Raw genomic sequence first — 25,481 nt, forward strand, 5'->3', positions numbered from 1 at the left:
GCGGTCCGGGAAAGACGCGTGAACCGAGAGGACCCGATCAGGTGTCGAGCTTGCCCGCGACGGGAACCACCACCTTCACCAACCCCGTGCTCCCCGGCTTCCATCCCGATCCGAGCGTCTGCCGGGTGGGCGAGGACTACTACCTCGTGTGCTCCAGCTTCGAGTACTTCCCCGGTGTGCCCGTCTTCCACAGCCAAGACCTGGTGCACTGGACCCAGATCGGCAACGCGCTGGACCGCACGAGCCAGTTGCGGCTCCCGCCCGACTCGCCGTCCTCGGGCGGGATCTACGCGCCCACCCTCCGTCACCACGACGGCCGCTTCTGGCTGATCGTCACGAACGTCAGCGCCGACGGCAACATGCTCTTCACGGCCACGGACCCGGCGGGCCCCTGGTCCGATCCGATACGGCTGCCAGGGGTCCCCGGCATCGACCCGGACCTGGCCTGGGACGAGGACGGGACCTGCTGGTGCACGGTCGCCGGTGTCGGCCAGGTCCGCCTCGACCCGAGCACCGGGGAGACCCTCGGCCCCTGTCGCAGGATCTGGTCCGGAAGCCCCGGCGCCAAAGCCCCCGAGGCACCGCACCTCTACCGGATGGGCGACCACTGGTACCTGCTCATCGCGGAGGGCGGCACCGAGCGCTGCCACGGAGTCTCGATCGCCCGCTCCCGCACCCCCGACGGCCCTTTCGAGCCCTGCCCGGCCAACCCGATCCTGACCCATCGCGGCACCGACCACCCCATTCAGAACACCGGGCACGCGGACCTGGTCCAGGGGCCCGACGGTTCGTGGTGGATGGTGCTGCTCGGTGTCCGGCCGGGTGGCGGCACCCCCGGCTGGCACGCGCTGGGGCGGGAGACCTACCTGGTGCCGGTCGAGTGGGCGGACGGCTGGCCGGTGGTCGGTGAGCTCTCGCCGACGATGGCCGCGCCCCCGTGGCCGCTCCGGCCCGGTGCGACGACTCCCGCCCGGGACGACTTCGACGTGAGCGACCTGGCCCCGCACTGGATCTCGCTGCGGGACCGCCCTGCGGAGAACTGCACCACGAAGGAACGTCCCGGCTGGCTCACCCTGCGGGCCCGCGGCGCGTCGCCCGACGCCACCGACGTGACCTTCGTCGGCCGGCGGCAACAACATGTGTCCTGCCGGGTGCGTGCGTCCATCGACGTGGGTGAGGGGCGCGGTGGCCTGACGGTCCGCCTCGACGAAGCGCACCACTACGCCGTCGAGGCCACCTCCACGGAACTGGTGGTGACCGCTCGGATCGGCCCGTTGAGCACGGTCGTCGCGTCCGGCCCGGTACCGCCGGGGCCCGTGATCCTCAGGGTCGAGGTGGCCGCCGTCGAGGAGGTGCGCGACGCACGCACCGGCCCCGACACCGTTGCGCTCGGGTTCGAGGACCAGGACGGCACCTTCCGCGCGCTCGCCGCACTCGACGGCAAGTACCTCACGACGGAGGTCGCCGGGGGCTTCACCGGCCGGGTCCTCGGCATGTTCGCCGCGTCCGGCTCGGTGCACTTCGACTGGTTCGACTACGAACCCGCTCCCTGAACCCAGGTCGTCGGTCACCGCCCGGGGCTGAACGACGGCGCGCACGCAGCCGTAGGACAAGGTGGGGTGAAGCCCGTTCCACCGTCCCCGGGGAGACCGCTGCGAGACTCGCCGGGTGAGCGACGCGAAAGAGACTTCCCGTCAGGCCCTGCTGCGCCGGGGCTTCTTGCTGGAATACGGGACCTTGGGCTGGAACGTGATCGGCATCGTCGTGCTGGCGGTCGCGGCCCTCGCGGCGAAGTCGGTGGCACTGGCCGGTTTCGGCCTGGACTCGCTGGTCGAGATCGGCGCCTCGACCGTGGTGATCTGGGAGTTGTCCGGCACCGGTGAGGACCGCCGGCGCCGTGCCCTGCGGCTGATCGGTGTCGGCTTCGCGCTGCTGTCCGGGTATCTGCTGGTGCAGTCGACGTGGGTGCTGATCAGCGGCTTCCGCCCGCACCACGCGCCGCTCGGGATCGGGTGGACCGCGCTGACCGCTGTCGTGATGTTCGCCCTGGCCTTCGGCAAGGCCCGTACCGGTGCCGCGCTGGACAACCCGGTGCTGAGGACCGAGGGCCGCGTCACCCTGATCGACGGGCTGCTCGCGGTCGCGGTGCTGCTCGGCCTGGTCCTCAACGCTCTGGCCGGGCTCTGGTGGGCAGATCCGGCAGCCGGTTACGTGCTGGTGTACTACGCGGCGCGCGAAGCGAAGGAGATCCTCGGGGACCATTGAGAGCGGGGGGTGCCGCCCCGTGCGGAGCGGAACGCGGTGAGCATCCTCGGCTGGGCGCCGACCACCCAGCGCGTCCTGCCGGTCAAGGCCGCGCCGTGGATCCGGCGTGCGACGGAGCAGGGGTGGCCGATGCGTCCTCGTGGTGCCGGAGGCGGTTCACCACGAGCCCTCGGCCGGTGCCCGGATCGGGCGGTCCGGGCTCCCGCGAAACCCGGACCCGCCGACGGCGCGCTCCTCACGCCTCCCGGCGCTCGCAGCCGATGATCCGGCCACGGGCCTCGCCGAAGCCGATCCGGGTGCCGTCTGCGCCCGGGGCCGTGGCGGTCAGGACGATCTCGTCGCCGTCCTCCAGGAATGTGCGCTGTCGGCCATTGACGGTGACCGGATCCGTGCCGCCCCAGGTCAGCTCGATGAAGGCGCCGCGCTGCTCCTTCCCGGGACCCGAGACGGTGCCGGACGCGAACAGGTCCCCGGTGCGCGAGGGAGCGCCGCCCACGGTCTGGTGGGCCAGCATCTGGGCCGGGGACCAGTACATCGCGGCGTACGGCGGCCGGGAGACGACCTGGCCGTTCCAGGCGACCGTGAGGTCGACGTCGAGGCCCCAGGGCTGTTCCATCCGCAGATACGGCAGAACGGCCGGTACCTGGACCGGGGTCGGGACCCGGGCGGCGTGCAGGGCGAGCAGCGGCACCACCCACGGCGAGATCGTCGACGCGAACGACTTGCCCAGGTTGGGGCCGAGCGGGACGTACTCCCAGGCCTGGATGTCGCGCGCGGACCAGTCGTTGAAGAGCACCGCACCGAAGATGTGCCGCTCCGCGTCCTCGGCGCGGATGGACTCGCCCATGGCGTTGCCGGTCCCGAGGACGAAGCCGAGTTCGGCCTCGATGTCGAGGCGGGTCGAGGGCCCGAAGACCGGTGCCGCGTCGTGGGGGCCCTTGCGCTGCCCGGCCGGGCGGATGATGTCGGTGCCCGAGACGACGACGGACGCCGCCCGGCCGTGGTAGCCGACCGGAAGGTGCTTCCAGTTCGGCGTCAGAGGGTCCGGGTTGTCGGGCCGGAACAGCCTGCCCAGGTTGGAGGCGTGGTGCTCGGAGGCGTAGAAGTCGACGTAGTCGGCGACCTCGATCGGCAGGTGCAGCGTCACCGCGTCCAGGTCGTGGACGGCCTCGGCGGGAACCGGGCGCCGGAGCCGCTCGGTGATCTCGGCCCGGACCTCGACCCAGCGGGCGTGGCCCTGCGCCATGAAGGCGTTCAGGCTGGGCCGGGCGAACACGTCGTCGCCCAGCAGCACGGCCAGGTCGATGACGTGGTCGCCGTAGCGGACGGCCACGCGCGGCGCCCGGCCGGGCGCCGAGTAGACGCCGTAGGGCAGGTTGGTCGGGCCGAACAAGGAGTCGGCCGGAACGGTGAGTCGAATGCTGCTGCTCATGCGGACACCTCGGTCAGGTCGGCGATCGTCGCCGCGGGCAGCAGGCCCAGTCCGGCCGATTCGGTGGCGGGTTCGGCGACCGAGCAGGTGCCGAAGGAGCGGAACAGGTCCCGGACTCGGGGCGACAGGGCGCGAACCTGTTCGGCGACCCGGTCGCCGTCGCGGTCGGCCAGCAGCCCGACCAGCTCCGCCTCCCCGGCCCCCTTCAGGGCCGCGTCGGCGGCGACGAGCAGGTTGAGGAAGCCGTGCTGCTCGAAGCCGGTCTCCGGGTCGGTGTTGCGCAGGGCGTGGTGCAGCCCCGCGGTCGCCTTGAACGCGACCCCGGCCCGCGCCGCGGCCAGGACGGTCGCCGCGAGTTCACGCTCGTCCGGGTGGAGATCGGCACGTACGCCGCCGGTGCGGAACTTGGCCAGGTACGGCCTTCCGGCGAGTTCGGCGAGCAGCGCGTCGCGCCGGGTGTCGCGCGGCACCTCGACATAGACGGTGAGGCCGGTGCCGTCGTCGATCGCCTCGGCCAGGGCGGGGACGACCGCCTCGGCCGCGACACCGTCCGGCACGGTGACCTCCAGCCCGACCAGCCGCACGGCCGGGATGCGCCGGGCCGCGGCGACCGCGTCGGACACCCCGGGCAGGGCGACGGTCACGGAGAGGTCGAAGGAGCCGTCGGGGAGGCCGCCGGTCAGCTCGATGAGCCGGTCCACGTCCCCGGCGCCGAGGACGAACGCCCCGATCAGGCCGCCGTGGGCGCCGTCGGTGTGCGCCACGTGGGCCGCCACGGCCTCCTCGATCGGCAGGCTGCCGGGCGGGAAGACGGCCGCGTCGTCGAACAGGCCCGCGAGGACCGGCGGGACCTCGGGCGACTGCGGGGCGCTCACCGGTTCTGCTCCCAGGAGTAGGCGTACGCCCCGTCGTCCGTCGCGCGGGCGGCTTCGCCGAGCTGGAGGGGCCGGAAGGTGTCGACCATGACCGCGAGCTCGTCGAAGAACTCCGCCCCGATCGACCGCTCCATCGCGCCCGGCTGGGGACCGTGCGGATGACCGCCCGGGTGCAGGGAGACCGAGCCCTGGCCGATCCCGGAGCCCTTGCGTGCCTCGTAGTCCCCGCCGCAGTAGAACATCACCTCGTCGGAGTCGACGTTGGAGTGGTAGTACGGCACCGGGACGGCCAGCGGGTGGTAGTCCACCTTGCGCGGCACGAAGTTGCAGATCACGAAGTTGTGGCCCTCGAAGACCTGGTGGGCCGGTGGAGGCTGGTGGACCCGGCCCGTGATCGGCTCGAAGTCACGGATGTTGAACGCGTACGGATACAGGCAGCCGTCCCAGCCGACCACGTCGAAGGGGTGCTTCGGGAGGGTGTGGACGGTCCCCGCGACGCCGCCGGGACCGCGGTGCTTGAGGTACACCTCGACGTTCTCGCCCTCGACGCGCGTCGGCCCGTCCGGGAGGCGGAAGTCCCGCTCGCAGTAGGGAGCGTGCTCAAGGAGCTGACCGTGCCGGGACAGGTAGCGCCGCGCGGGCCCGATGTGCGAGTTCGCCTCCACGGCACAGATCCGAACGACCCCGTCCGGGACGATCCGGTACGTGGTCGCCCGCGGGACGACCACATAGTCCCCGTCGCCGGCCTCCAGGTCACCGAAGACCGTCTCCACACGCGCCCGCCCGTCCTCGACGTAGAGGCACTCGTCACCCAGGGCGTTGCGGTAGTAGGGGCTGACCGCGTCGGCCGCGACATACGCCAGCCGTACGTCCTCGTTGCCCAGCAGCAGCCTGCGGCCGGTCACCGCGTCGATGCCGGACCCGCCGTCCGGGAACAGCTTGTGCGGGGTGAAGTGACGGGGGATCAGGGGGTGGTTGGGCACCAGGGACTGGTCCCCGAGGTCCCACACCCGGTACTCCCGCACCGCCGAGGGGATGTGCCGGTGGTAGAGCAGGGACGAGTCCGAGGAGAACCCCTCTTCGCCCATCAGCTCCTCGTAGTACAGGTTCCCGTCCGGGTCCCGGTGCTGGGTGTGGCGTTTCGGCGGAACCGCTCCCGCCCGGTGGTAGTACGGCATGTCTCTCTCCTCGGGACTCGGAGTCGCGGTGCCGCGCCTGGCATGATGTGCGCTGAGCGCACACTTTTGCGCGTTGGAAGAAACAACGTGAAGTTAGGTCCCGGGCGGCGGTCCGGTCAAGGTGCCGTCTGCCGCTCCCGGGCGCCGCTCGTGGGCCGGGCGTGGCCTAACGTGGCGCCCGAGGAAGATCTGTCGGTTTCCGCGGCGCCGTGCGCGGCCGCGCCCTCAGGAGGTGTCGATGGCCACCCTGCAAGGCCTGGACCGTGGGCTTCGGGCTCTGGACCTGATCTCCCTGACGGCCGATGGTCTGACGGTGGCGGACCTGGCGGCGCAGCTGGAGATCGATCGGGCCGTCGCGTACCGGATCGTGCAGACGCTGGAGGAGCACGCGATGGTCTCCCGGCAGGGCAAGCGGGTACGGCTCGGGGCCGGCGCGGCCACCCTCGCGGGGCGGTTCCGGCATCAGCTGGTGCAGGCGGCCCAGCCGGTTCTGCAGGGGCTGGCCGACGCCACCGGCGCGTCCGCCTTCCTGACGGTGGCGCACGGCGCGCGGGAGTGTGTTCCCGTGGCGGGCGCGCAGCCGTCCGTCCAGCACGGGCCGGTCGAGGTGGGCTACCGCATCGGCGTCCGGCATCCGCTGGAGCGGGGGGCGAACGGCATCGCCATCCTCGCGTTGCAGCCGCCCCTGCAGGATGAGCCGGAGGGGGTCGTGCGGGCTCGGGAGCTGGGCTACAGCGTCACCTCGGGACAGCTCCAGCAGGGCGCCACCGGGGTCGCGGCGGGGTTCGAGGTCCCGGGCGCCGTCGGCGCCTCGGTCGGCGTGGTGGCCATGCACGAGTTCGACGTCGAGACGGTCGCCGCCGAGGTGAAGGAGGCGGCCGCGCGGCTGGCGTCGCTCGGCAGGGCCTGACGGCGCCGGGCGTCCGCGGAGGCGTGGGCAGGGGACCACCCCCTCGCGACTAGGCAGATTGTATGCATGAGGCGCCCTTGGGTGAGGCAAACTGAGCAGCCTGAACAGCTCGGAAGGTCACTCTTGTGCAGCTGCCGGGCCCCGGTGTGTTCTACCGCCACGCGCCGGAGACAGGCACACCGAAAGGGATGACGTATGAGCATCGAGCAGACCCTCACGAGCCAGGAGCGCCTCGCGGAGCTCGACCTGCAGCAGCTCCGGCAGCTGGTCGGGCTCGTGGAGTACGACGCCGACGGTGACCCCTTCCCGGTGACCGGGTGGGATGCGGTGGTCTGGGCGGTGGGCAACGCGACGCAGGCCGCGCTGTACTTCCAGGTGGTCTTCGGCATGGAGCTGGTCGCCTACTCCGGCCCGGAGACCGGTAACCGCGACCACCACGCGTTCGTGCTGCGCTCCGGCGCCATCCGCTTCGTGGTCAAGGGCGGCGTCGACCCGGACAGCCCGCTCCACGACCACCACCGCCGTCACGGCGACGGCGTCATCGACATCGCCCTCGAGGTCCCCGACGTCGACCGGTGCGTCGAGCACGCCCGCGCGCAGGGCGCGACCGTGCTGGAGGAGCCGCAGGACGTCACCGACGAGCACGGCACGGTCCGGACCGCGGCCATCGCCACGTACGGCGACACCCGCCACACCCTGGTCGACCGCTCCCGCTACACCGGGCCCTACCTGCCCGGCTATGTCGTCCGCACCTCCGGGTACACGAAGCCCGAGGGTGAGCCCAAGCGGGTCTTCCAGGCCCTCGACCACGTGGTGGGCAACGTGGAACTCGGTCACATGGACGAGTGGGTCGACTTCTACAACCGCGTCATGGGCTTCACCAACATGGCCGAGTTCATCGGCGACGACATCGCCACGGAGTACTCGGCGCTGATGAGCAAGGTCGTCGCCAGCGGCAACCACCGGGTGAAGTTCCCGCTCAACGAGCCGGCGGTCGGGAAGAAGCGTTCGCAGATCGACGAGTACCTCGACTTCTACCGCGGCCCGGGTGCCCAGCACCTCGCCCTGGCCACCAACGACATCGTCAGGACCGTCGACGTGCTGCGGTCCAAGGGCGTCGAGTTCCTCGACACGCCGGAGAGCTACTACACCGACCCCGACCTGCGCGCCCGGATCGGCGAGGTCCGCGTGCCGATCGAGGAACTGGCCGCGCGCGGCATCCTCGTCGACCGCGACGAGGACGGCTACCTGCTGCAGATCTTCACCAAGCCGATCGGCGACCGGCCCACGGTGTTCTTCGAGTTCATCGAGCGCCACGGCTCCCTCGGCTTCGGGAAGGGCAACTTCCAGGCCCTGTTCGAGGCGATCGAGCGCGAGCAGGCCAAGCGCGGCAACTTCTAGACCGCGGCGCAGCGAGGTGCTGGTGCACGGGCTCCGCGGACCGTGTCACCGGCGGCCCCGCATTCAGGTCACGCCACAATTGTGGCCAATTTCAGCCGTCAACGAGCACGGAATGCCACGGTAGTTGACACCTCCTGCCCCTGGGCAGCAGGATCGGGACGCCGCGTGAAGGCGGCACGGGCAAGAGGGGTGACCTCCCGATGGCGTTTCAGGCAGGAGGGCAGCGGTTGGTACCGCGGTCCGTCCCCGACACTCTCGAGGCCCAGGCGTATCTGCAGGACTACGCCACCTACCTGGAGGCCGTCCCCTTCCCGTCCGTGGTCCTGGACCACCGCTGGGACGTGGTCCTGGCCAACACGGCTTTCGAGACACTCTTCGGAGGCGTGGGCCCGCACCCCACCGCCCTGCCCTGGGACAACTTCCTGCGGTTCGTCCTCTTCCACCCGGACGCGTCGTCCGTCCTTGCCGACCACGAGTCGGGCTGGTGCCTGCCGATGCTCGCCTGCTTCTCGGCGGCCGTGGAGCGGCACGGGCACGACGCCGGACTCCAGGCGATCCGGCGGGAGATCGCGCAGGACCCCATCATGGAGGCCGCCTACCGGCAGGGGCTGCCGCACTGGATCCGTGCGGTCGGCGCGGTCGCCGTGGAACTCGACGGGGCGGTCCGCTCGCTGCACCACCCCGACGTCCGCCGGGGCGACACCGCGTGCCGAGTCGTCGTCGAGACCCCGACGACCCTCCTCGACATGGGGTACAGGCGGCTGACGATGGTGCTGCGCGAGCCGCGCCCGATGCCCGCGCCTCGCCGCACCCGTCGTAGCCAGACGCGACGCACAGCGGGCCACCTCAGCGTCGTCCCCGCCCCCCGGGTCTGACCGGGCACCGTCGGCGTTCAGGTCGCCGACGGCGCCCTGGTCAGCGGGCGCGGACGTCCTCGGTGACGAGGCCGACGCCGTGACTCGGCCCGGCAGAGGTCCCGCCGACAGGGGATTGACCCGGTGGTGCTCCGGGGAGGACCCGGGGTGACAGCGTGGTCGGTGATGCGCCGGTGAGGGCGGTCGCGGGGACGAGGCGCGCCTTCCGCGGCGCAGGGCGGGAAGAGCGATGGATCGGTACAGCGGACAGCCGGAGCCCGTGGCCGTGCAGGCCGGCACGACGGCCGACCCGGGCCTGTTCACGCCGGCGAGCGTGACGTGGCAGATGCACGGCGATCCCATGATGTGGGTCGCCGGCATCCGTGCCCTCTATCTCCAGGCCCTCCATCCCCGTGCCGTGCGCGGCGTGATGGAGAACTCCGACTTCCGGCGCGACGCCTGGGGCCGGCTCATGCGCACCGCGAACTTCGTCGGCACCACGACGTACGGCACCACGGAGGCCGCCGAGAAGGCGGGCGCCCGGGTCCGCCGGATCCACCGCCTGCTCTCGGCCACCGACCCCGAAACCGGCGAGCGGTATCCGGTCGACGAACCCGAGCTGCTGCTGTGGGTGCACTGCGCCGAGATCGACTCCTATCTGCACGTCCTGCGCCGCTCCGGTTACCCCCTCACCGACGCCGCCGCCGACCGCTACGTCCGCGAACACCGGGTCAGCGCCCGCCTGGTGGGCCTCGACCCCGCCGACGTGCCCGCCGACCGGGCCGCGATGGACGCCTACTTCGCGCAGGTACGGCCCCGCCTGGCCGCCGGTGCCGACGCCCTGGCAGTGGACGACTTCCTGCGCAGCCCGCCCACGCACCCTGTGCTCGTCCCGGCGCGCGCCCTGCTGTGGCGGCGGGTGGCGCGTCTCGCCTACGCCTCGCTCCCGCCGTACGCCCACGAGCTGTACGGCCGACCGGCCCCGCGCCCCGCCGCCGTCACCCGGGAACTGCGCGCCGTGGGCACCCTGCTGCGCTGCGTCCCCGCCCGCGTACGCTGGCAGCTCCCGCCCCAGCACATCCTGCGCGCCATGGCGAGACTGGGCCCCGAGGCCCGGCCCGCACCGCACAAGGTCCCGCTGTAGCCGGCCGCCACCTGCACCTGACGCCGCTCTTCGCCGGTGTCGGCGAACCGCTCGACGCGAGCCGCAAGGGCGTCGGTGGCGACGGGCGGCCCCAGGGGTTCGCGCTCCTGTCCCCAGAGAGCTTGTGCGGGCAAAGGGTCGACCAGGCATGCGACGACGTCGACGAAGGGGGCGACCGGACCCGAGCTGTCCGGTTCCGGGTGGTAGTGCAGTCGCAGGCCTTCGAACGGTCCTGGACGGTGGTGCGCCACAGAGCCCCGCGCGAGGGGATACAGCCAGATGACGGGCTCGTCCGTGTCTTCGTCGAGGACCGCGAAGTAGTCGTCGACCTGTTCGAAGCGCAAGTGGTCCAGCGAGCCCCAACGGTGGTCCGTGGGCGGGAAGTCCGGGTTCTCCTCACCGCACAGAAGGAAGACATCGCCGAAGCCGGGCCGCTCGGGCCCGCACTCAGGCCCAGCCCAGCTCCGTGTACGGCCGTCCGTTCCGGATGCCGTCGATCGCCGCTCGCGCGTAGTCGACCATCGGTTCCGGGAGCGCGTCCAGTGGCCACCAGTCCCAGCTCAGACACTTGTCCGGTTCCATGAGCCGCGGCTCGCCGGTCCAGCGGCGGGCGCGGAACACGAGCTGGATGCGGGGGCGCCGCAGGAAGCCGTTGTCGACGTGGACGGTGTGCACCAGCTCCACGTCCGCCGGGTCGATCTCCAGGCCCGCCTCCTCCCTGGCCTCCCGCACCAGACAGGTCACGGCCGACTCCTGTTCGCAGTGCCCGGCCAGGAAGTGGTGGGTGCGGGGCGCGAAGGCGGCGTCCGGATGGCGCAGCCCGAGCAGGATCTCGCCGTCGCGCTCCAGGTAGAGGTGGACGCCCAGGACGTGCGGGGCCTCCCGCCGCACCGGCACGCTCGCGTCGCCCCGGTGCAGGGCGAGCACCTCGGCCGCCCAGGGCGCCATGACGAGATGCCGTACGGTCGCCGCGTCGAAGAAGGCGAACATGATGCCCTCGCCGACCGGGATCCGGGCCGGGTCGCCGTCCCAGCGCCCCAGGAACACCGTGGTGTCGTTGATGACCGTGAACCGGGTCATCCCCTCGATCACCAGCCCGGTCTCCTCCAGCAGCTCCCGCGCGACCGCCTCCTCCGGCGTCTCGTCGCCCTCCCGCGCCCCGCCCGGCAGCGACCAGGCGCCCGGATCCCAGATCGCCTTGTACGCGTCCCGCAGATGCAGCAGGTACTGCCCCCGCTCGTTGACCAGGAGCGCGGCCGTCTGGCTCGGCTCGATGCCCATGGGATCCCCCCTCGTATCCAAGCCGGCGTAGATCGTGTTACGAAGAACCATGCCTGCTCACGAGGGACACCACACCTACGACGCCGTAGTCGTCGGCGGCGGACACAACGGCCTGGTCGCCGCCGCCTACCTGGCCCGGGCCGGACGGTCCGTGCTGGTGCTGGAACGGCTCGACCACACCGGCGGCGCCGCCGTCTCCACCCGCCCCTTCGCCGGCGTCGACGCCCGCCTCTCGCGCTACTCCTACCTGGTCAGCCTGCTCCCGCGGAAGATCGTGGACGACCTCGGCCTGCGCTTCCGCGTCCAAGGGCGCACGATCTCCTCGTACACCCCTGTCGAGCGCGGCGGACGCCCCACGGGGCTCCTCGTGGGCGGGGGAGAGGACCGCACCCGGGAGGCCTTCGCCCGGCTCACGGGGGGCGAGCGCGAATACGCGTCCTGGCAGCGCTTCTACGGCATGACCGGGCGCGTCGCCCGGAGGGTCTTCCCCACGCTCACCGAACCCCTGCCCAGCCGGGACGAGCTGCGCCGCCGCGTCGACGACGAGGACGCCTGGCGCACGCTGTTCGAGGAACCGATCGGCGCCGCCGTGGAGGCGAACTTCAGCGACGACCTCGTCCGGGGCGTGGTCCTCACCGACGCCCTCATCGGGACCTTCGCCGACGCCCACGACCCGTCCCTCAAGCAGAACCGCTGCTTCCTGTACCACGTCATCGGCGGCGGTACCGGCGCCTGGGACGTGCCCGTCGGCGGGATGGGCGCCCTCACCGACGCCCTGGCAGCCGCCGCGCGCGACGCCGGGGCCGTCATCGCCACCGGCCACGAGGCCGTCCGTATCGCCACCGACGGCCACAGCGCCGAGGTCACCTGGCGCACCGCCGACGGCGAGGGCGTCACCGCCGCCCGGCACGTCCTGGTGGGCGCCTCCCCGCAGGCCCTGGCCGCGCTCACCGGCGACGCGCCGCCCGCCCCCGCCGAGGGCGCCCAGCTCAAGGTGAACATGCTGCTCACGCGGCTGCCCCGGCTGCGGGACGGCTCGGTCGACCCGCGCGAGGCGTTCGCCGGCACCTTCCACATCGCCGAGGGCTACGAGCAGCTCGCCACCGCCCATGCCCAGGCCGCCGCCGGTGAACTGCCCGCCGCACCGCCGTCCGAGATCTACTGCCACTCCCTGACCGACCCGACGATCCTCGGCCCCGACCTGGTCGCGCGGGGCTACCAGACCCTGACCCTGTTCGGCCTGCACGCCCCGGCGCGGCTCTTCGCGCGCGACAACGACTCCGCCCGTGACGAGCTCCTCAAGGCGACCCTCGCCCAGCTCGACGCCCACCTCGCCGAACCGCTGGCCGACTGCCTCGCCCCGGACGCCGACGGGCGCCCCTGCATCGAGGCGAGGACCCCGCTCGACCTGGAACGCGACCTCGGGCTGCCCGGCGGCAACATCTTCCACCGCGACCTGTCCTGGCCGTACGCGGACGAGGCCACCGGCCGCTGGGGCGTGGAGACCCCGCACGCCAACGTCCTGCTGTGCGGGGCGGGCGCGGTCCGCGGGGGAGGGGTGAGCGGGGTGCCGGGGCACAACGCGGCGATGGCGGTCCTCGAAGCCGACCGGTAACGGCCCGCGCGCACAGTAAATCTGACGGTCTATCAGAAAACCTCTTCCGTCGTCCGGCCCGCTGCGGCATTCTGCGCCCATGCAGACGGAGCTGAGCAATCACCTGGGAGTCGAGCACGCCGTCTTCGGCTTCACGCCGTTCCCCGCCGTGGCCGCGGCCATCAGCCGCGCGGGCGGTTTCGGCGTGCTCGGCGCGGTCCGCTACACCGCCCCCGACGACCTCAAACGCGACCTCGACTGGATCGAGGCCCATGTCGACGGACGGCCGTACGGGCTCGACGTCGTCATGCCCGCCAAGAAGGTCGAAGGCGTCACCGAGGCCGACGTCGAGGCGATGATCCCCGAGGGGCACCGGCAGTTCGTCCGGGACACCCTCGCCAAGTACGGCGTCCCGGAGCTGGCCGAGGGCGAGGCCTCCGGCTGGCGGATCACCGGCTGGATGGAGCAGGTCGCCCGCAGCCAGCTCGACGTCGCCTTCGACTACCCGATCCGGCTGCTCGCCAACGCCCTCGGCTCCCCGCCCGCCGACGTGGTCGCCCGCGCCCACGAGCGCGGCGTGCTGGTCGCCGCGCTCGCCGGCAGCGCCCGGCACGCCCGCAAGCACCGGGAGGCGGGCATCGACGTCGTCGTCGCCCAGGGCTACGAGGCCGGCGGCCACACCGGGGACATCGCCTCGATGGTCCTGATCCCGGAGATCGTGGACGCCGTCGACCCGCTGCCCGTCCTCGCCGCCGGCGGCATCGGCAGCGGACGCCAGATCGCCGCCGCCCTCGCCCTCGGCGCCCAGGGCGTCTGGCTCGGCTCCCTGTGGCTGACCACCGCCGAGGCGGACCTGCACTCTCCCGCCCTCACCCGCAAGCTCCTCGCGGCCGGCTCCGGCGACACGGTCCGCTCCCGCGCCCTCACCGGCAAACCCGCACGCCAGCTCCGCACCGAATGGACCGACGCCTGGGACGACCCGCACGGCCCCGGCACCCTGCCCATGCCCCTCCAGGGCCTGCTCGTCGCCGAGGCCGTCTCCCGCATCCAGAAACACGAGGTCGACCCGCTGCTCGGCACCCCCGTCGGGCAGATCGTCGGCCGGATGAACGAGGTCCGCCCGGTCCAGGCGGTCTTCGACGACCTCACCCGCGGCTTCGAACAGGCCCTGGACCGCGTCAACCGCATCGCCGGAAGGAGCGGACAGTGACCGGCACGAGCACACCCCCCACGGGCTTCTGGGCCCAGGCGACCGCCGACCCCGACCGCCCGGCACTGATCGCCCCGGACGGCGAGGAGTGGACCGCCGGACGGCTGCACGCCGCCGCGAACCGGCTGGTGCACGGACTGCGCGCGGCCGGCATGGAACGCGGCGACGCCTTCGCCGTCGTCCTCCCCAACTCCGCCGAGTTCTTCACCGCCTACCTCGCCGCCAGCCAGGCCGGCTTCTACCTCGTCCCCGTCAACCACCACCTCGTCGGCCCCGAGATCGCCTGGATCGTCGCCGACTCCGGCGCCAAGGTCCTCATCGCCCACGAGCGCTTCGCCGAGCAGTCCCGCCGCGCCGCCGACGAGGCCGGCCTGCCGCCCAGCCACCGGTACGGCGTCGGAGCGGCCGAGGGCTTCCGGCCGTACGCCGAACTCCTGGACGGACAACCGGAGTCGGCCCCGGACGGCCGCACCCTCGGCTGGGTCATGAACTACACCTCGGGTACGACGGGCCGCCCGCGCGGCATCCGGCGTCCGCTGCCCGGGAAGCTCCCCGAGGAGGCCTACCTCGGCGGCTTCCTCGGCTTCTTCGGCATCCGCCCCTTCGAGGGCAACGTGCACCTGGTCTGCTCGCCGCTCTACCACACGGCGGTCCTGCAGTTCGCGGGCTCCTCGCTGCACATCGGCCACCGCCTGGTCCTCATGGACAAGTGGACCCCCGAGGAGATGCTGCGCCTCATCGACGCCCATCACTGCACGCACACCCACATGGTCCCCACCCAGTTCCACCGGCTGCTCGCCCTCCCCGAGGCCACCCGGCAGGCGTACGACGTCTCGTCCATGCGGCACGCCATCCACGGCGCCGCGCCCTGCCCGGACCACGTCAAGCGGGCGATGATCGACTGGTGGGGCGAGTGCGTCGAGGAGTACTACGCGGCCAGCGAGGGCGGCGGTGCCTTCGCCACCGCCGAGGACTGGCTGAAGAAGCCCGGCACGGTCGGCAAGGCGTGGCCCATCAGCGAGTTGGCGATCTTCGACGACGACGGCAACCGCCTCCCGCCGGGTGAACTCGGCACGGTCTACATGAAGATGAGCACCGGGGGCTTCGCCTACCACAAGGACGAGGCGAAGACGCGCAAGAACCGCATCGGTGACTTCTTCACCGTCGGTGACCTGGGCGTCCTCGACGAGGAGGGCTATCTCTTCCTCCGCGACCGCAAGATCGACCTGATCATCTCCGGCGGCGTCAACATCTACCCCGCCGAGATCGAGTCCGCGCTCCTCGCCCACCCCGCCGTCGCCGACGCCGCCGCCTTCGGCATCCCGCACGACGACTGGGGCGAGGAGGTCAAGGCGGTCGTCGAACCGGCCCCCGGGCACGAACCCGGTCCCGACCTCGCCGCCGCCCTCCTGGCCCACTGCGCCGACCGCCTCGCCGGCTACAAACGCCCCAAGTCCGTCGACTTCGTCACCGAGATGCCCCGCGATCCGAACGGCAAGCTGTACAAGCGCCGCCTGAGGGAGCCCTACTGGGAGGGCCGCACCCGCCCGCTGTGACGGCGGCGGTGCACCGCCGGACCGCCGGGTGGGACCGGGCGCCGACGCCGACGAGCACCTCGTCGGCGGGGCGCGCACCGCATCGGCCCCGCCCTGGGTCCGGTGCCGGTCCGGTGCCGGCGACCTCCGTCCGGGCGGCGTCGGGGGCAAAGCGCCCGACGCCGGCCGGACGGCCCCGACTTGACCTGTCCCGGTGGCGCGCCGAGGATCATGTGCCATGACGTCCGGACACGGCAGCACGGTCGACGGGGTGCTGCGGCGCAGCGCCCACCGCACCCCGGCACGCGTCGCGGTCGAGTACCGCGACCGCACCTGGACCTACCAGGAACTCGACGACGCGGTCTCGCGCGCGGCGGCCGTCCTGCTCGGCGCGGGGCTCGGGCGGGGCGACCGGGTCGGTGCCTACGGCCACAACTCCGACGCCTACCTCATCGCCTTCCTCGCCTGCGCCCGCGCCGGCCTGGTCCATGTGCCCGTGAACCAGAACCTCACCGGGGACGACCTCGCGTACATCGTCGAGCAGTCGGGCAGCGCCCTCGTGCTGGCCGACCCGGGTCTGCGGGACCGGCTCCCGGCGGGCGTACCGACCCTGCCCCTGCGCGACGCCGACGGCTCCCTGCTCGCCCGGCTGGCGGACACCGCGCCGTACGACGGGCCCGAGCCGCGCACCGAGGACCTGGTCCAGCTGCTGTACACCTCCGGCACGACCGCCCTGCCCAAGGGCGCGATGATGACCCACCGGGCGCTGGTGCACGAGTACCTCAGCGCGATCGCCGCCCTCGACCTCAGCGCCGGCGACCGCCCCGGACACTCCCTGCCGCTGTACCACTCCGCGCAGATGCACGTGTTCCTGATGCCGTACCTCGCGGTCGGCGCCACGAACCTGGTCCTCGACGCACCCGACGGCGAGCAGCTCCTCGACCTGATCGAGGCCGGCCGCGTCGACAGCCTCTTCGCCCCGCCCACCGTCTGGATCGGTCTCGTCGGCCGCCCCGACGTCGCCACCCGTGACCTGAGCGGTCTGCGCAAGGCCTACTACGGGGCGTCGATCATGCCGGTGCCCGTCCTGGAACGGCTGCGCGAACGCCTGCCGAAGCTCGCTCTCTACAACTGCTACGGCCAGAGCGAGATCGGCCCGCTCGCCACCGTCCTCGCCCCCGACGAACACAAGGGCCGCATGGACTCCTGCGGGCGCACCGTCCTCTTCGTCGACGCCCGGGTCGTGGACGAGAAGGGCGACGAGGTCCCCGACGGCACGCCCGGCGAGATCGTCTACCGCTCCCCGCAGCTCTGCGAGGGCTACTGGGAGAAGCCCGAGGAGACCGCCGAGGCCTTCCGGGACGGCTGGTTCCACTCCGGGGACCTCGCCGTGCGGGATGCCCACGGCTACTTCACGATCGTCGACCGGGTGAAGGACGTCATCAACTCCGGGGGCGTCCTGGTCGCCTCCCGCCAGGTCGAGGACGCCCTCTCCACCCATGAGGCGGTCGCCGAGGTCGCGGTGATCGGCCTGCCGCACGAGAGGTGGATCGAGGCGGTCACCGCGGTGGTCGTCCCGCGCGGTGAGGTCACACAGGACGAACTCCTCGCGCACGCCCGCGGGAGGCTCGCCTCCTTCAAGGCCCCCAAGCGGGTGGTGTTCGTGGACGAACTGCCGCGCAACGCCAGCGGGAAGATCCTCAAGCGGGAGCTGCGGGACCGCTTCGGAGCATGACCCCGGCGGGCGGTACGGCCGGCGGTCCGGCGGCCGGTCCGGTGGGCGGGAGCTACTCCTTGGGGCGCTCGTCCACGATCCGCCGGATCTTGCCCACCGACCGTTCCAGCGACTCCGGTTCGACGATCTCCACGGTCACCGACACCCCGATGCCGTCCTTCACGGCCGCCGCGACGGCGCGCGCGGCGCGGTCGCGGTCCGCGGGCCCGGCGTCCGGCCGGGCCTCCGCGCGGACGGTCAGCGCGTCGAGACGGCCCTCACGGGTCAGCCGGAGCTGGAAGTGGGGCGCGACCCCCGGGGTGCGCAGCACGATCTCCTCGATCTGCGTGGGGAACAGCGCCGGACAGCTCCTTTCGGTCTGTGGAGCGATGGGTGGGTGGGGGCGCCGTGCAGGCGCCCCCACCTTGTCGGCGTTGTCGGCGTCGGTCAGCTCGTTACGCGGAAGGTGGCGTCGCCGCGTCCTGTCGCGGTGGTGATGGGGTCGAGGCGGAGCTGGTAGGCGTAGTGGCGGATGTAGCGGTCGGGGTAGTTGTACGACTGGAAGGACGACCAGGTGGCGTCGGCGAGGCCGGGGACCTGGCGGAAGGTGGCGTCGGCGGCGAACTGCGCGGTGCCGTCGTTGCGGACCAGCTGGAAGTCGTAGTTGGCGTGGCGCAGGAAGTAGCCGGGGAACTTGACCGACTCGAAGGAGACGGTGCCGGTGCCGGTGAGGCCGGGCCGCATCCGGAACTGTGCGTCGTCGGCGGGGCTCACGTTGGGATCGATGCGCACGTCGAAGTTGGTCTGGCGCACGTACCGGTCCTGGAAGTTGAACGACTGCAGGCGCTGGACCGGGGTGTTGGGCCAGCGGGCGAGGACACGGCTCTCCTCGGCGGAGGTGAGGTTCATGATCCAGCCGTGGCGCTTCTTCGTGACGCCCATGTTGTAGCTGCCGGCCGCCTGCTTCTGGTAGGCGGCGGGGTCAGGGACGGGTCGGTCGTCACGACCGGCATGTAGCCGCCGTTGATGGCGTACTGGTCGAGGTAGAGAGCCCACTTGTTGGTGCCGTTGAACTTCATCCACATCGGGCCCTCGACCCGCGTGCCGGTCTGGCCCTGCGTGCCGGTCAGGCCGATGCCGGAGAGGTCGCCCAGCCTGGTCCACGTCCCGAGGATGGAGTTGCTGCCCTCGAGGGTGATCTGTCCGTCGCCGGAGGCCCGCACGTAGCGGTAGTCACCGACACCGGCCGGGAGCTCGATGATCTGGGTGTCGATGATCTCCTGGGCGCCGGGGCGGTCGATGTAGATCTGCGGGGTGCTGATCGTGTGGAAGTCGCTGGTGCGGGCATAGAAGATGCGGTGCTTGGTCTTGCCGTCGAGGGGCACGTTCGTCGCCCAGTACAGAACGTAGTCGTTGGTCTCGGGGTCCCAGATCGCCTCGGGGGCCCAGGCGTTGCGGCCGTCGGGGATCGCGCCGGCGACGTTGAGCAGCCACGGATCCGACCATGAGACCAGGTCCGACGACTCCCACACCACCAGGTTGCGGCTGCCGTTGTTGATGGAGGCGTTCCAGTCCTGCCCGCAGCTGATGCACAGGTCGGTCGCGATGATCCAGTACTTGCTGCCGTCGGGGGACCTCACGAGTGCCGGGTCGCGCACCCCCTTGGTGCCGATCGTGGAGCGCAGCACCATGGCGCCGCCGTTGAGGTCGTTCCAGTGCAGGCCGTCGGTGCTGTGCGAGAGGTACATCTGCTGGTTGGTCGACCCCTCGCCGGTGAAGTGCACCATGAGGTAACCCGGGTCGGCGGCGGCGGCACGCTGAGGTGTGGTGACGACTTGGGCGGTGAAGAGCAGGCAGGCGGCGACAAATATCGCCGCGAGCCGTGAGAGAACCGCGGGCATATGCGTTCCAGTCTTTTGGGGTGCCGTGATCAGGGGCAAGTGAGGTCGAGGGTGAGGCCCGGCCTCCGTACTGTTGGGGCAGGACCGGCCCAGCGCGACGTGGGCGCCGCGTCGCGCTGGTCAGCGGCCGACGTGCCGCGGTTTCCGCGTGAGCATGGCAGCGACCAGGGACCCCGCCGTGGCGGGTCGGGTGACGAAGGCGGCGCAGAGGGCTGCCGGAGCCGGCTCACAAGTACGCCGGAGACGGGTGCGCAACACGGGCTGTCCCCTTTGACGGCCATGGTTCGAAAAATCGAACACTGTTCGCAAGTTCGATCAGAAGATAAGTCTCAGCCAGAAGGGCGTCAACGAAACCGGCCAGTTCGATTTCCGCGCGGTCGCACCCTGCAACCGCCCATGACGGTGAGACTTCCTGACCTTTGCGGACATCGTTCGCGACGCCCACCAGGCGCTACCCGGTGCACGGCTGCACCGACGACTGTTTTGGCGCTACGCGCTGGTCTGGCACCGGCACTAGGAGGTCGGCCTTACGGCTTGGCCTGGGGCCAAAAGGCACCGCTCGTCCACCGTGGTCTCCTCGAACCCGTGCCGGGCGAACAGGCCGAACCCGATCCGCTCCAGCTCGGCCCGCGAGGTCACCTGCGGCCGTCCCGCCCTGGCCGGCTCGGCACGAGCTCGCCTCGTGAGGCGTGCGGATGGCGCACGCGCAGTTGGAGAACGGTTCCCACGCCTGACCACCCCGTACGCTCGCTTACCAGTCGTCCAAGAGGGTCGGTCGGAGTCGACTGCGGTTCGGCCGCGCCCTGAAGGGGCGCGGGGAACTGCGCGACCAGCCGCGACGGTCCCGCAGACGACCGACCACACAGCGCGGCGCCCCCAGAGGAGCGCTTAGCCACGCACCGGAGCGCGTCAGACTCGCCCTGGCGGGACGCGCCGGCGCCCGACTGGCCGTCGAACCGGGCTTGGGCGGCGGCCGGATGAGTCGCGGCGTCGGGTCATGGCACTGCCCGATCCGCAGCGCAGCACGCCCATCAGCCTTACGCGCTCCATACGAGGGGAGCCTTGCGGATCCAGGTGCCCTGCTCGACGGTGTCCACCAGGAAGTCGGCGAGGCCGGCACGGCTGATGCGCATGCCCGGCTTGTCGGTGCCGGCCTCGGCGGCGCGCGGTGGGGCGCCGGCCGGCTTGTTGGAGAGGGCGACGGCCCTGGCGAGGGTCCAGTCGGTGCCGGAGGCGCGTACGACCTGGTCGACGCCGTGGTGGTCCTCGAAGCCGGCCTTGACGTTGGAGACCTTGACCAGGGCGACCGGTGATGCGGAAGTAGAGCATCGGACGGAGGGGCTGTTCGGCCTTGGGGCCGTGCGGCCTGTTTCAGATCTTGATGACGAGCTTGCCCCGGGCGTGGCCGGCCTCGCTGCGGGCGTGGGCCTCGGCGATCCGGTCGAGGGGGTACGTGGCTTCGATGTGCGGGACGTACGCTCCGGCCGCCCCCGATTCCGCGGCCTCCACCAGCGCGGACGGCGTGGGAATGTCGGGGGCGACCGAGAGACGGGCGCCGTGTTCCTGAGCGCTCGGGTCGGCGATGGAGACCACGGCTCCCGGAGCGGGCGCGATCTTGACGAGGTCCGGCAGGGAGCCGGCGCCCGCCAGGTCGGCGACGACGTCCACACCGGCGGGAGCGAGCGCGCTCACGCGGTCGGCCAGCCCGGGCCCGTAGGTCGTGGGCGTGGCGCCGAGCGAGCGCAGGTATGCGTGGTTGGCCTCGCCGGCGGTGCCGATCACGGTGGCTCCCCGGGCGACGGCGAACTGGACCAAGGCACTGCCGACACCGCCGGAGGCACCCTCGACCAGCAGCGTGGTGCCCGCACCGACCTTCAGGTCGTTCAGCACGCGGATCGCGGTTTCGGCCGCCACCCCCACGGCTGCAGCCTGCTCCATCGTCCACGCGTCCGGTACCGGCGCCCATTCGTAGAGCACCGCGTACTCGGCCGTGGTCCCCACGCTCGAGTTCCCGAACACCCGGTCGCCGACGGCGACACCCGTCACCCCGTCACCGACCTCGTCCACCACTCCGGCCGCGTCCCGGCCCGGGATCTTCGGGAACTGCAGCGGCATCATCTCCTTCAGGTACCCGGCCCGGAGTTTGACGTCGATCGGGTTGACACTGGCGGCCTCGACCCGGATCCGGACCTCGCCCGGGCCGGCGTGCGGCTCGGGCACGTCCTCGACCCTCAGCACCGACGGGTCGCCGTACTCGTGATAGGTCACTGCTCGCATCGAAAAGGACCTCCAAGTCCTTTATGAAATCGGGTAGTTGGCAGTCGACAGTCGGGTGGGCGGTCACAGGCGCCACGCCGCGCGGCGCTCAGGCGGCCCCGGTGACCCTGACGACGACCTTTCCGCGGGCGCGTCCCGTCTGGCGATAGGCCATCGCGTCGGCCGTGTCGCGCAGCGGGTAGGTCCGGTCGATGACGGGGGTGAGCTTTCCGGCCGCGACGACCTCGCTCAGCTGCTCAAGGTCCGAGGCGGTGGGCATGACCGCGAGCGCCCGCACCTTCTGACTGATGAACGGTGACAGCGCCAGGCCCTTCACCACGCGGCCGATCGGTCCGACGACGCGGCCGGACGCCTCTCCGCTCAGGAGGACCACCGTGCCTTTCGGCGTGGCGAGACGCCGGAGCGTCGAGGCCGTATCGGTTCCCCCGGCCTGGAGGACCACGTCGTAGCGTCGCCCGGTCGTGGTGAGATCCGTCTTCGTGTAGTCGATCACGTGGTCAGCGCCGAGCGACCGGACGAGTTCGGCGTTCCTGCCGCTGCAGACACCGGTGACCTCGGCGCCCATCGCCTTGGCGATCTGCACCGCGCACGTCCCGACACCGCCCGACGCGCCGATGACGAGCACCCGCCGCCCCGGCTCGACGCCTCGCGGACCGCCGAGTCCTGTCAGTGCGGTCACTCCCGAGACGGGCAGGGCCGCCGCCTGGTCGAAGGACAGCTGCGGCGGCTTGTGCACCAGGAGGTCTTCGGGGGCCGCCGCGTACTCGGCGAACCCGCCGTCCCGGATCGACCCGTACACCTCGTCACCCGGCTGGAACCTGGTGACGCCCGAGCCGACGGCCTCGACCCGCCCGGCGACATCGCCGCCGAGGACGGGCTTCCTCGGTCGGCGCAAGCCGGTGGCCGGGCGCTGGTACAGATACGGCTCGGCACGCAGCTTCTGGGTGTCGAGCGGGTTCACCGCCGCGGAGAGGATCCGCACCAGCACTTCCCCAGCCTTCGGCACTGGCCTGTCGATGTTCTCCAGCCGCAGGACATCGCTCGCGGAGCCGTACTTGCGGTAGACGATCGCTTCCATGGCGGGGGCCTCCTGATGGTGTTGCCGACCGGGCCGCATCCGTGCGTACGGGCGAGCACCGGGCAGGTCTCGGGTGGTGCGGTGCCGTCCCCGCGTTGTCGACCGGGAGCCGGGCAGGGCGTCGCCGATACCCGCGACGGTTCCCGCTGGGGGACACCGATGCATGGCCCCGTTTCTCACCGACATGTTTCCCAGACTGTCATTGATGACACGCTGAGTCAAGAAGGTCCTGGCGGGCCTAAAGTAGCGCAAGGTAGCATCGGAGTCGTGGTGGATATGAACGCAGCACCAACGGCCCGCATCGCGGAGCGCAAGCGTCAGCTCGTACGCGGCGAACTGGCCGAGGCTGCGGTGACGTTGCTGGCCGAGCAGGGATTCGAGGAGACGACGGTCGACCAGATCGTGGCCGCCGTGGGGATGTCACGACGCACGTTCTCCCGCTACTTCCAGTCCAAGGAAGACGTGATCGTGCACATGCTCGCGGGAGCCGGTGCACAGATGTGCGCGGAACTGCGCGCCCGACCTGAGGATGAGCCACCCGCACCGGCGCTCCGCCACGCGCTGTCCGTGTTCACCTCCGTGTGCGGCGCCGATCCGGAGAAGGCGCTGCAGGTGAGCAGGCTGATCTTGGACACGCCGGCCCTGCTGGCCCGGTTCTTGGAGCGGCAGTCGCAATGGCAGACCGAGATGACCGGCATCCTTGCCCACCGAACCGGGCTCGATCCTGACGCCGACATGCGCCCTGCCCTTGCCGTCGGTGTGGCACTCGCCGCGTTCCAGACCGGGCTGCGCCACTGGGTGGACAGCGAAGGCACCAAAGCCATGGATGGGCTCGTCGGCCAAGCTCTCGCAATGGTCACCCCGGCGGTCGACCTCGGCACGGAACCCGGGCTGAACCTGACCGCGGCCCGGCAGGCGCCGATCCCGCCGCCGAGACCGAGCGCGTCCCCCGGTGCCGCGTCCGCGCCCGCCTGAGGAGCCGCTGCCCCCTCGGGAAGCGACCTCATGAAGCATGAGCGCGCGGTGTCCGGCCCCGCCGAGGGGGCCGGACACCGCAGGGGTGCCCTGGGTCGGACGGCCGACCAGCCGTTGTCCACGGGGAGCACGGCCCCGCTGATGTTGCTCGCCGCGTCCGAGGCGAGGAACACGATGGCCGCGGCGACTTCGTCCGCGGCGGCCACGCTGCCCACGTTCTCCTGGTAGCGGCCCATGAGCGATGCGCCGTCGCCGTCGAACACGCGGATGCCGCGGTCCCGGTACATGACCGCGGTCGACTTCGTCAGGCCGATGATCCCGTGCTTGGAGACGGTGTACGCGGTGCCGGCGGCGCTGCCGCGCAGGGCCGCCTCGGAGGCCGTGTTGACGATGGCGCCGTTGCCGCGGGCCGGCAGGTGGGGCAGGGCGGCGCGGGCGAGCAGGAACGGAGCGGTCAGGTTGATCCGTACGACCCGCTCCCACTCCGCGTCGCTCACGTCGGCGGTGGCGGATGCCCTTCCTCGATGGTGTGCGTCGGTGGCCCGCCGTGAATGGTGGGCTGCGCCCGGATCGACCTGGGGCCAAGGTGCCGATTCGCGCTCAATCCGTCTCGCCGGGGTCTGATTGACGCACTGGGACATGAGAGTCATGATGGGTCACATGAATCGGGGCAAGTGGGCGGCCGACCGGATTCCGGACCTGACCGGAAAGACCTTTGTCGTCACCGGGGCCAACAGTGGCCTCGGACTGGCGACCACTTGGCACGTGGCCCGCGGGGGCGCGCATGTCGTGATGGCCGTGCGGAACGAGACCAAGGGGCGGCAAGCCGCCGGGGAGATCAGCGACGCCCATCCCAGGGCGAGCCTCGAGGTGCGCCACATCGACCTCCTCGACCTGGACTCGGTGCGCGCGTTCGCCGACGGGATGCACGCCGACGGCGTGGGGGTGGACGTCCTGGTCAACAATGCCGGGGTGATGGCGCCACCGCGTCGGCTGTCCCCGCAGGGGCACGTGTCGCAGTTCGCCGGCAACCACCTCGGCCAGTTCGCCCTCACCGGCCTCCTGCTGGACCTGCTGCAGGCGGGTAGCGATCCCCGGGGAGCAGTCGAAGTTCGCCAATGTCCTGTTCGGGCTGGAACGCGATCGCAGGCTGCGCGCTGCGGGGAGCCCGGTGCGCAGCCTGCTGGCCCATCCCGGATACTCGGCCACGAACCTGACCTCCACCGGCCCGACCGGCATGATCAAAATTGGGCGGCGTGCCGTCAAGGCCGTGTGGTCCCAGGACGTCGAGCGGGGCGTGCTGCCCCAGCTGTACGGGGCGACCGCGTCGGGCGCGCGGCGGAGAGCTGTACGGTCCCGACGGCTGGAAGGAATTCCGCGGCTATCCCACGACGGTCCGTCCCGACCCCGCGGCCGAAGACCCGGACACGGCACGTCGGCTGTTGGATCCGTCCGAGGAGCTGACAGGGGTCCGCTTCGCCCTCGCCACCTCGTCCTGACCCGGGCTCACTGGTGGAGTGTCGGTATTCGAGAGTTGCAGTATTCGCCCGCAAGGTGGCTGCTACGTATGGTGCACGACATCTGCCGTGTGCTGACTCTGGGCCCGGCCCTCGTATCCGCGTCAGCCGCGTTGCCGGCGGGTGGCTTTGTAACCGGGGGCGGGAGTCGTTTCGACGTGACTGTGGGAGTCGCCTTCTGACCGAGTTTGGGATGTCGGTTTGTCTTCTCACTGACATTGATCATGAATTAGCGACCGAGGTGACTCCCGAACTCACCTTGAAACGGCATCCACGGAAAGTGACACAGCCACGCCCGGGCCGCGACGGCGCTGAGCTCGTGTGCCGGGAGGTCCGCGAA

Annotated in this window: 18 protein-coding genes and 5 pseudogenes; 13 read left to right on the forward strand and 10 right to left on the reverse strand. The window is 71.6% G+C overall.

Features of this window, described 5'->3' with window-relative positions:
• Positions 1-41 precede the first annotated feature (41 nt).
• Both U5640_RS41820 and U5640_RS41825 read left to right on the forward strand, forming a co-directional pair.
• Positions 42-1,553, forward strand: a complete 1,512-nt coding sequence (locus tag U5640_RS41820) for a glycoside hydrolase family 43 protein (RefSeq protein ID WP_340384442.1) — start codon at positions 42-44, stop codon at positions 1,551-1,553.
• Positions 1,554-1,668: 115 nt separating this feature from the next.
• Positions 1,669-2,265, forward strand: a complete 597-nt coding sequence (locus tag U5640_RS41825; RefSeq protein WP_340384443.1) for a cation transporter — start codon at positions 1,669-1,671, stop codon at positions 2,263-2,265.
• Positions 2,266-2,500: 235 nt separating this feature from the next.
• Here the strand turns inward: U5640_RS41825 and fahA are convergent, their stop codons facing one another.
• The 3 genes from fahA to U5640_RS41840 are packed head-to-tail and all read right to left on the reverse strand — an operon-like array spanning position 2,501 to position 5,750.
• Positions 2,501-3,697: a fumarylacetoacetase gene (fahA, locus tag U5640_RS41830; protein ID WP_340384444.1), complete on the reverse strand. Its 1,197-nt coding sequence runs from the start codon at positions 3,695-3,697 to the stop codon at positions 2,501-2,503.
• Positions 3,694-4,572 carry a hypothetical protein gene (locus U5640_RS41835; protein ID WP_340384445.1) on the reverse strand — a complete coding sequence of 293 codons (879 nt, stop codon included), beginning with the start codon at positions 4,570-4,572 and terminating at the stop codon, positions 3,694-3,696. Before U5640_RS41835 ends, fahA begins: the two co-directional genes overlap by 4 nt.
• Positions 4,569-5,750 carry a homogentisate 1,2-dioxygenase domain-containing protein gene (locus U5640_RS41840; protein ID WP_340384446.1) on the reverse strand — a complete coding sequence of 394 codons (1,182 nt, stop codon included), beginning with the start codon at positions 5,748-5,750 and terminating at the stop codon, positions 4,569-4,571. The genes U5640_RS41835 and U5640_RS41840 overlap by 4 nt, the downstream gene beginning before the upstream one ends.
• A gap of 238 nt (positions 5,751-5,988) precedes the next feature.
• Between U5640_RS41840 and U5640_RS41845 the strand changes: the two genes are divergently transcribed.
• From U5640_RS41845 to U5640_RS41860, 4 genes are all read left to right on the forward strand, one after another.
• The gene (locus U5640_RS41845) at positions 5,989-6,660 is read left to right on the forward strand and encodes a helix-turn-helix domain-containing protein (protein WP_340384447.1); all 672 of its coding nucleotides are present in this window, start codon (positions 5,989-5,991) and stop codon (positions 6,658-6,660) included.
• A 195-nt stretch (positions 6,661-6,855) separates the two neighbouring features.
• Positions 6,856-8,061, forward strand: a complete 1,206-nt coding sequence (gene hppD / locus U5640_RS41850) for a 4-hydroxyphenylpyruvate dioxygenase (protein WP_340384448.1) — start codon at positions 6,856-6,858, stop codon at positions 8,059-8,061.
• Positions 8,062-8,261: 200 nt separating this feature from the next.
• Positions 8,262-8,936 (forward strand): hypothetical protein, encoded by a 675-nt coding sequence (locus tag U5640_RS41855; RefSeq protein ID WP_340384449.1) that lies wholly within the window; start codon positions 8,262-8,264, stop codon positions 8,934-8,936.
• A gap of 229 nt (positions 8,937-9,165) precedes the next feature.
• The gene (locus tag U5640_RS41860) at positions 9,166-10,059 is read left to right on the forward strand and encodes an oxygenase MpaB family protein (protein ID WP_340384450.1); all 894 of its coding nucleotides are present in this window, start codon (positions 9,166-9,168) and stop codon (positions 10,057-10,059) included.
• Between the two features lie 447 nt (positions 10,060-10,506).
• Here U5640_RS41860 and U5640_RS41865 read toward each other — a convergent pair whose 3' ends face one another.
• Positions 10,507-11,340 (reverse strand): NUDIX domain-containing protein, encoded by an 834-nt coding sequence (locus U5640_RS41865; protein WP_340384451.1) that lies wholly within the window; start codon positions 11,338-11,340, stop codon positions 10,507-10,509.
• A gap of 49 nt (positions 11,341-11,389) precedes the next feature.
• Here U5640_RS41865 and U5640_RS41870 point away from each other — a divergent pair, with 49 nt between their 5' ends.
• The 4 genes from U5640_RS41870 to U5640_RS41885 all read left to right on the forward strand — a co-directional run bounded on the left by U5640_RS41870 (position 11,390) and on the right by U5640_RS41885 (position 17,414).
• Positions 11,390-12,955, forward strand: coding sequence for an NAD(P)/FAD-dependent oxidoreductase (locus U5640_RS41870; protein ID WP_340384452.1), 1,566 nt, complete (start codon positions 11,390-11,392; stop codon positions 12,953-12,955).
• Positions 12,956-13,034: 79 nt separating this feature from the next.
• On the forward strand, positions 13,035-14,144 hold the full coding sequence (locus tag U5640_RS41875; protein WP_340384453.1) for a nitronate monooxygenase family protein: 1,110 nt from the start codon (positions 13,035-13,037) through the stop codon (positions 14,142-14,144).
• Positions 14,141-15,700: an acyl-CoA synthetase gene (locus tag U5640_RS41880; RefSeq protein WP_340384454.1), complete on the forward strand. Its 1,560-nt coding sequence runs from the start codon at positions 14,141-14,143 to the stop codon at positions 15,698-15,700. Before U5640_RS41875 ends, U5640_RS41880 begins: the two co-directional genes overlap by 4 nt.
• Before the next feature lie 217 nt (positions 15,701-15,917).
• Positions 15,918-17,414 carry an acyl-CoA synthetase gene (locus U5640_RS41885; protein ID WP_340384455.1) on the forward strand — a complete coding sequence of 499 codons (1,497 nt, stop codon included), beginning with the start codon at positions 15,918-15,920 and terminating at the stop codon, positions 17,412-17,414.
• 52 nt (positions 17,415-17,466) lie between these two features.
• Here U5640_RS41885 and U5640_RS41890 read toward each other — a convergent pair.
• Both U5640_RS41890 and U5640_RS41895 read right to left on the reverse strand, forming a co-directional pair.
• Positions 17,467-17,751: pseudogene (locus U5640_RS41890) on the reverse strand (phenylacetate--CoA ligase); the annotation flags it as partial.
• A gap of 89 nt (positions 17,752-17,840) precedes the next feature.
• A pseudogene (locus U5640_RS41895) lies at positions 17,841-19,294 on the reverse strand (glycoside hydrolase family 43 protein).
• 418 nt (positions 19,295-19,712) lie between these two features.
• On the opposite strand from U5640_RS41895, the pseudogene U5640_RS41900 reads away from it, so the two are divergent.
• Positions 19,713-19,811, forward strand: a pseudogene (locus tag U5640_RS41900) (SAM-dependent methyltransferase); the annotation flags it as partial.
• 520 nt (positions 19,812-20,331) lie between these two features.
• On the opposite strand, the gene U5640_RS41905 reads toward U5640_RS41900, so the two are convergent.
• The 3 genes from U5640_RS41905 to U5640_RS41915 form a co-directional block, all read right to left on the reverse strand.
• The gene (locus U5640_RS41905) at positions 20,332-20,595 is read right to left on the reverse strand and encodes an NAD(P)H-binding protein (protein ID WP_340385651.1); all 264 of its coding nucleotides are present in this window, start codon (positions 20,593-20,595) and stop codon (positions 20,332-20,334) included.
• Between the two features lie 70 nt (positions 20,596-20,665).
• Positions 20,666-21,571, reverse strand: coding sequence for an NADP-dependent oxidoreductase (locus tag U5640_RS41910; RefSeq protein ID WP_340384456.1), 906 nt, complete (start codon positions 21,569-21,571; stop codon positions 20,666-20,668).
• Between the two features lie 88 nt (positions 21,572-21,659).
• On the reverse strand, positions 21,660-22,649 hold the full coding sequence (locus U5640_RS41915; protein ID WP_340384457.1) for an NAD(P)-dependent alcohol dehydrogenase: 990 nt from the start codon (positions 22,647-22,649) through the stop codon (positions 21,660-21,662).
• Positions 22,650-22,925: 276 nt separating this feature from the next.
• On the opposite strand from U5640_RS41915, the gene U5640_RS41920 reads away from it, so the two are divergent.
• Entirely contained in the window at positions 22,926-23,624 is a 699-nt protein-coding gene (locus tag U5640_RS41920) for a TetR family transcriptional regulator (RefSeq protein WP_340385653.1), read from the forward strand.
• Positions 23,625-23,722: 98 nt separating this feature from the next.
• On the opposite strand, the pseudogene U5640_RS41925 reads toward U5640_RS41920, so the two are convergent.
• A pseudogene (locus tag U5640_RS41925) lies at positions 23,723-24,136 on the reverse strand (SDR family oxidoreductase); the annotation flags it as partial.
• Positions 24,137-24,284: 148 nt separating this feature from the next.
• Here U5640_RS41925 and U5640_RS41930 point away from each other — a divergent pair.
• A pseudogene (locus U5640_RS41930) lies at positions 24,285-25,123 on the forward strand (SDR family NAD(P)-dependent oxidoreductase).
• The last annotated feature ends 358 nt before the right edge of the window (positions 25,124-25,481 follow it).

The sequence above is a fragment of the Streptomyces sp. SS7 genome (assembly GCF_037993025.1).
Taxonomy (GTDB): Bacteria; Actinomycetota; Actinomycetes; order Streptomycetales; family Streptomycetaceae; genus Streptomyces.

Bases quoted from the DNA above. Each gene is read 5' to 3' on its own strand.
- U5640_RS41840 (WP_340384446.1), bottom strand. From the start codon at position 5,750: ATGCCGTACTACCACCGGGCGGGAGCGGTTCCGCCGAAACGCCACACC.
- fahA (WP_340384444.1), bottom strand. From the start codon at position 3,697: ATGAGCAGCAGCATTCGACTCACCGTTCCGGCCGACTCCTTGTTCGGC.
- U5640_RS41845 (WP_340384447.1), top strand. From the start codon at position 5,989: ATGGCCACCCTGCAAGGCCTGGACCGTGGGCTTCGGGCTCTGGACCTG.
- U5640_RS41855 (WP_340384449.1), top strand. From the start codon at position 8,262: ATGGCGTTTCAGGCAGGAGGGCAGCGGTTGGTACCGCGGTCCGTCCCC.
- U5640_RS41875 (WP_340384453.1), top strand. From the start codon at position 13,035: ATGCAGACGGAGCTGAGCAATCACCTGGGAGTCGAGCACGCCGTCTTC.
- U5640_RS41915 (WP_340384457.1), bottom strand. From the start codon at position 22,649: ATGGAAGCGATCGTCTACCGCAAGTACGGCTCCGCGAGCGATGTCCTG.
- U5640_RS41920 (WP_340385653.1), top strand. From the start codon at position 22,926: ATGAACGCAGCACCAACGGCCCGCATCGCGGAGCGCAAGCGTCAGCTC.
- U5640_RS41860 (WP_340384450.1), top strand. From the start codon at position 9,166: ATGGATCGGTACAGCGGACAGCCGGAGCCCGTGGCCGTGCAGGCCGGC.
- U5640_RS41865 (WP_340384451.1), bottom strand. From the start codon at position 11,340: ATGGGCATCGAGCCGAGCCAGACGGCCGCGCTCCTGGTCAACGAGCGG.
- U5640_RS41870 (WP_340384452.1), top strand. From the start codon at position 11,390: ATGCCTGCTCACGAGGGACACCACACCTACGACGCCGTAGTCGTCGGC.
- U5640_RS41885 (WP_340384455.1), top strand. From the start codon at position 15,918: ATGACGTCCGGACACGGCAGCACGGTCGACGGGGTGCTGCGGCGCAGC.
- hppD (WP_340384448.1), top strand. From the start codon at position 6,856: ATGAGCATCGAGCAGACCCTCACGAGCCAGGAGCGCCTCGCGGAGCTC.
- U5640_RS41910 (WP_340384456.1), bottom strand. From the start codon at position 21,571: ATGCGAGCAGTGACCTATCACGAGTACGGCGACCCGTCGGTGCTGAGG.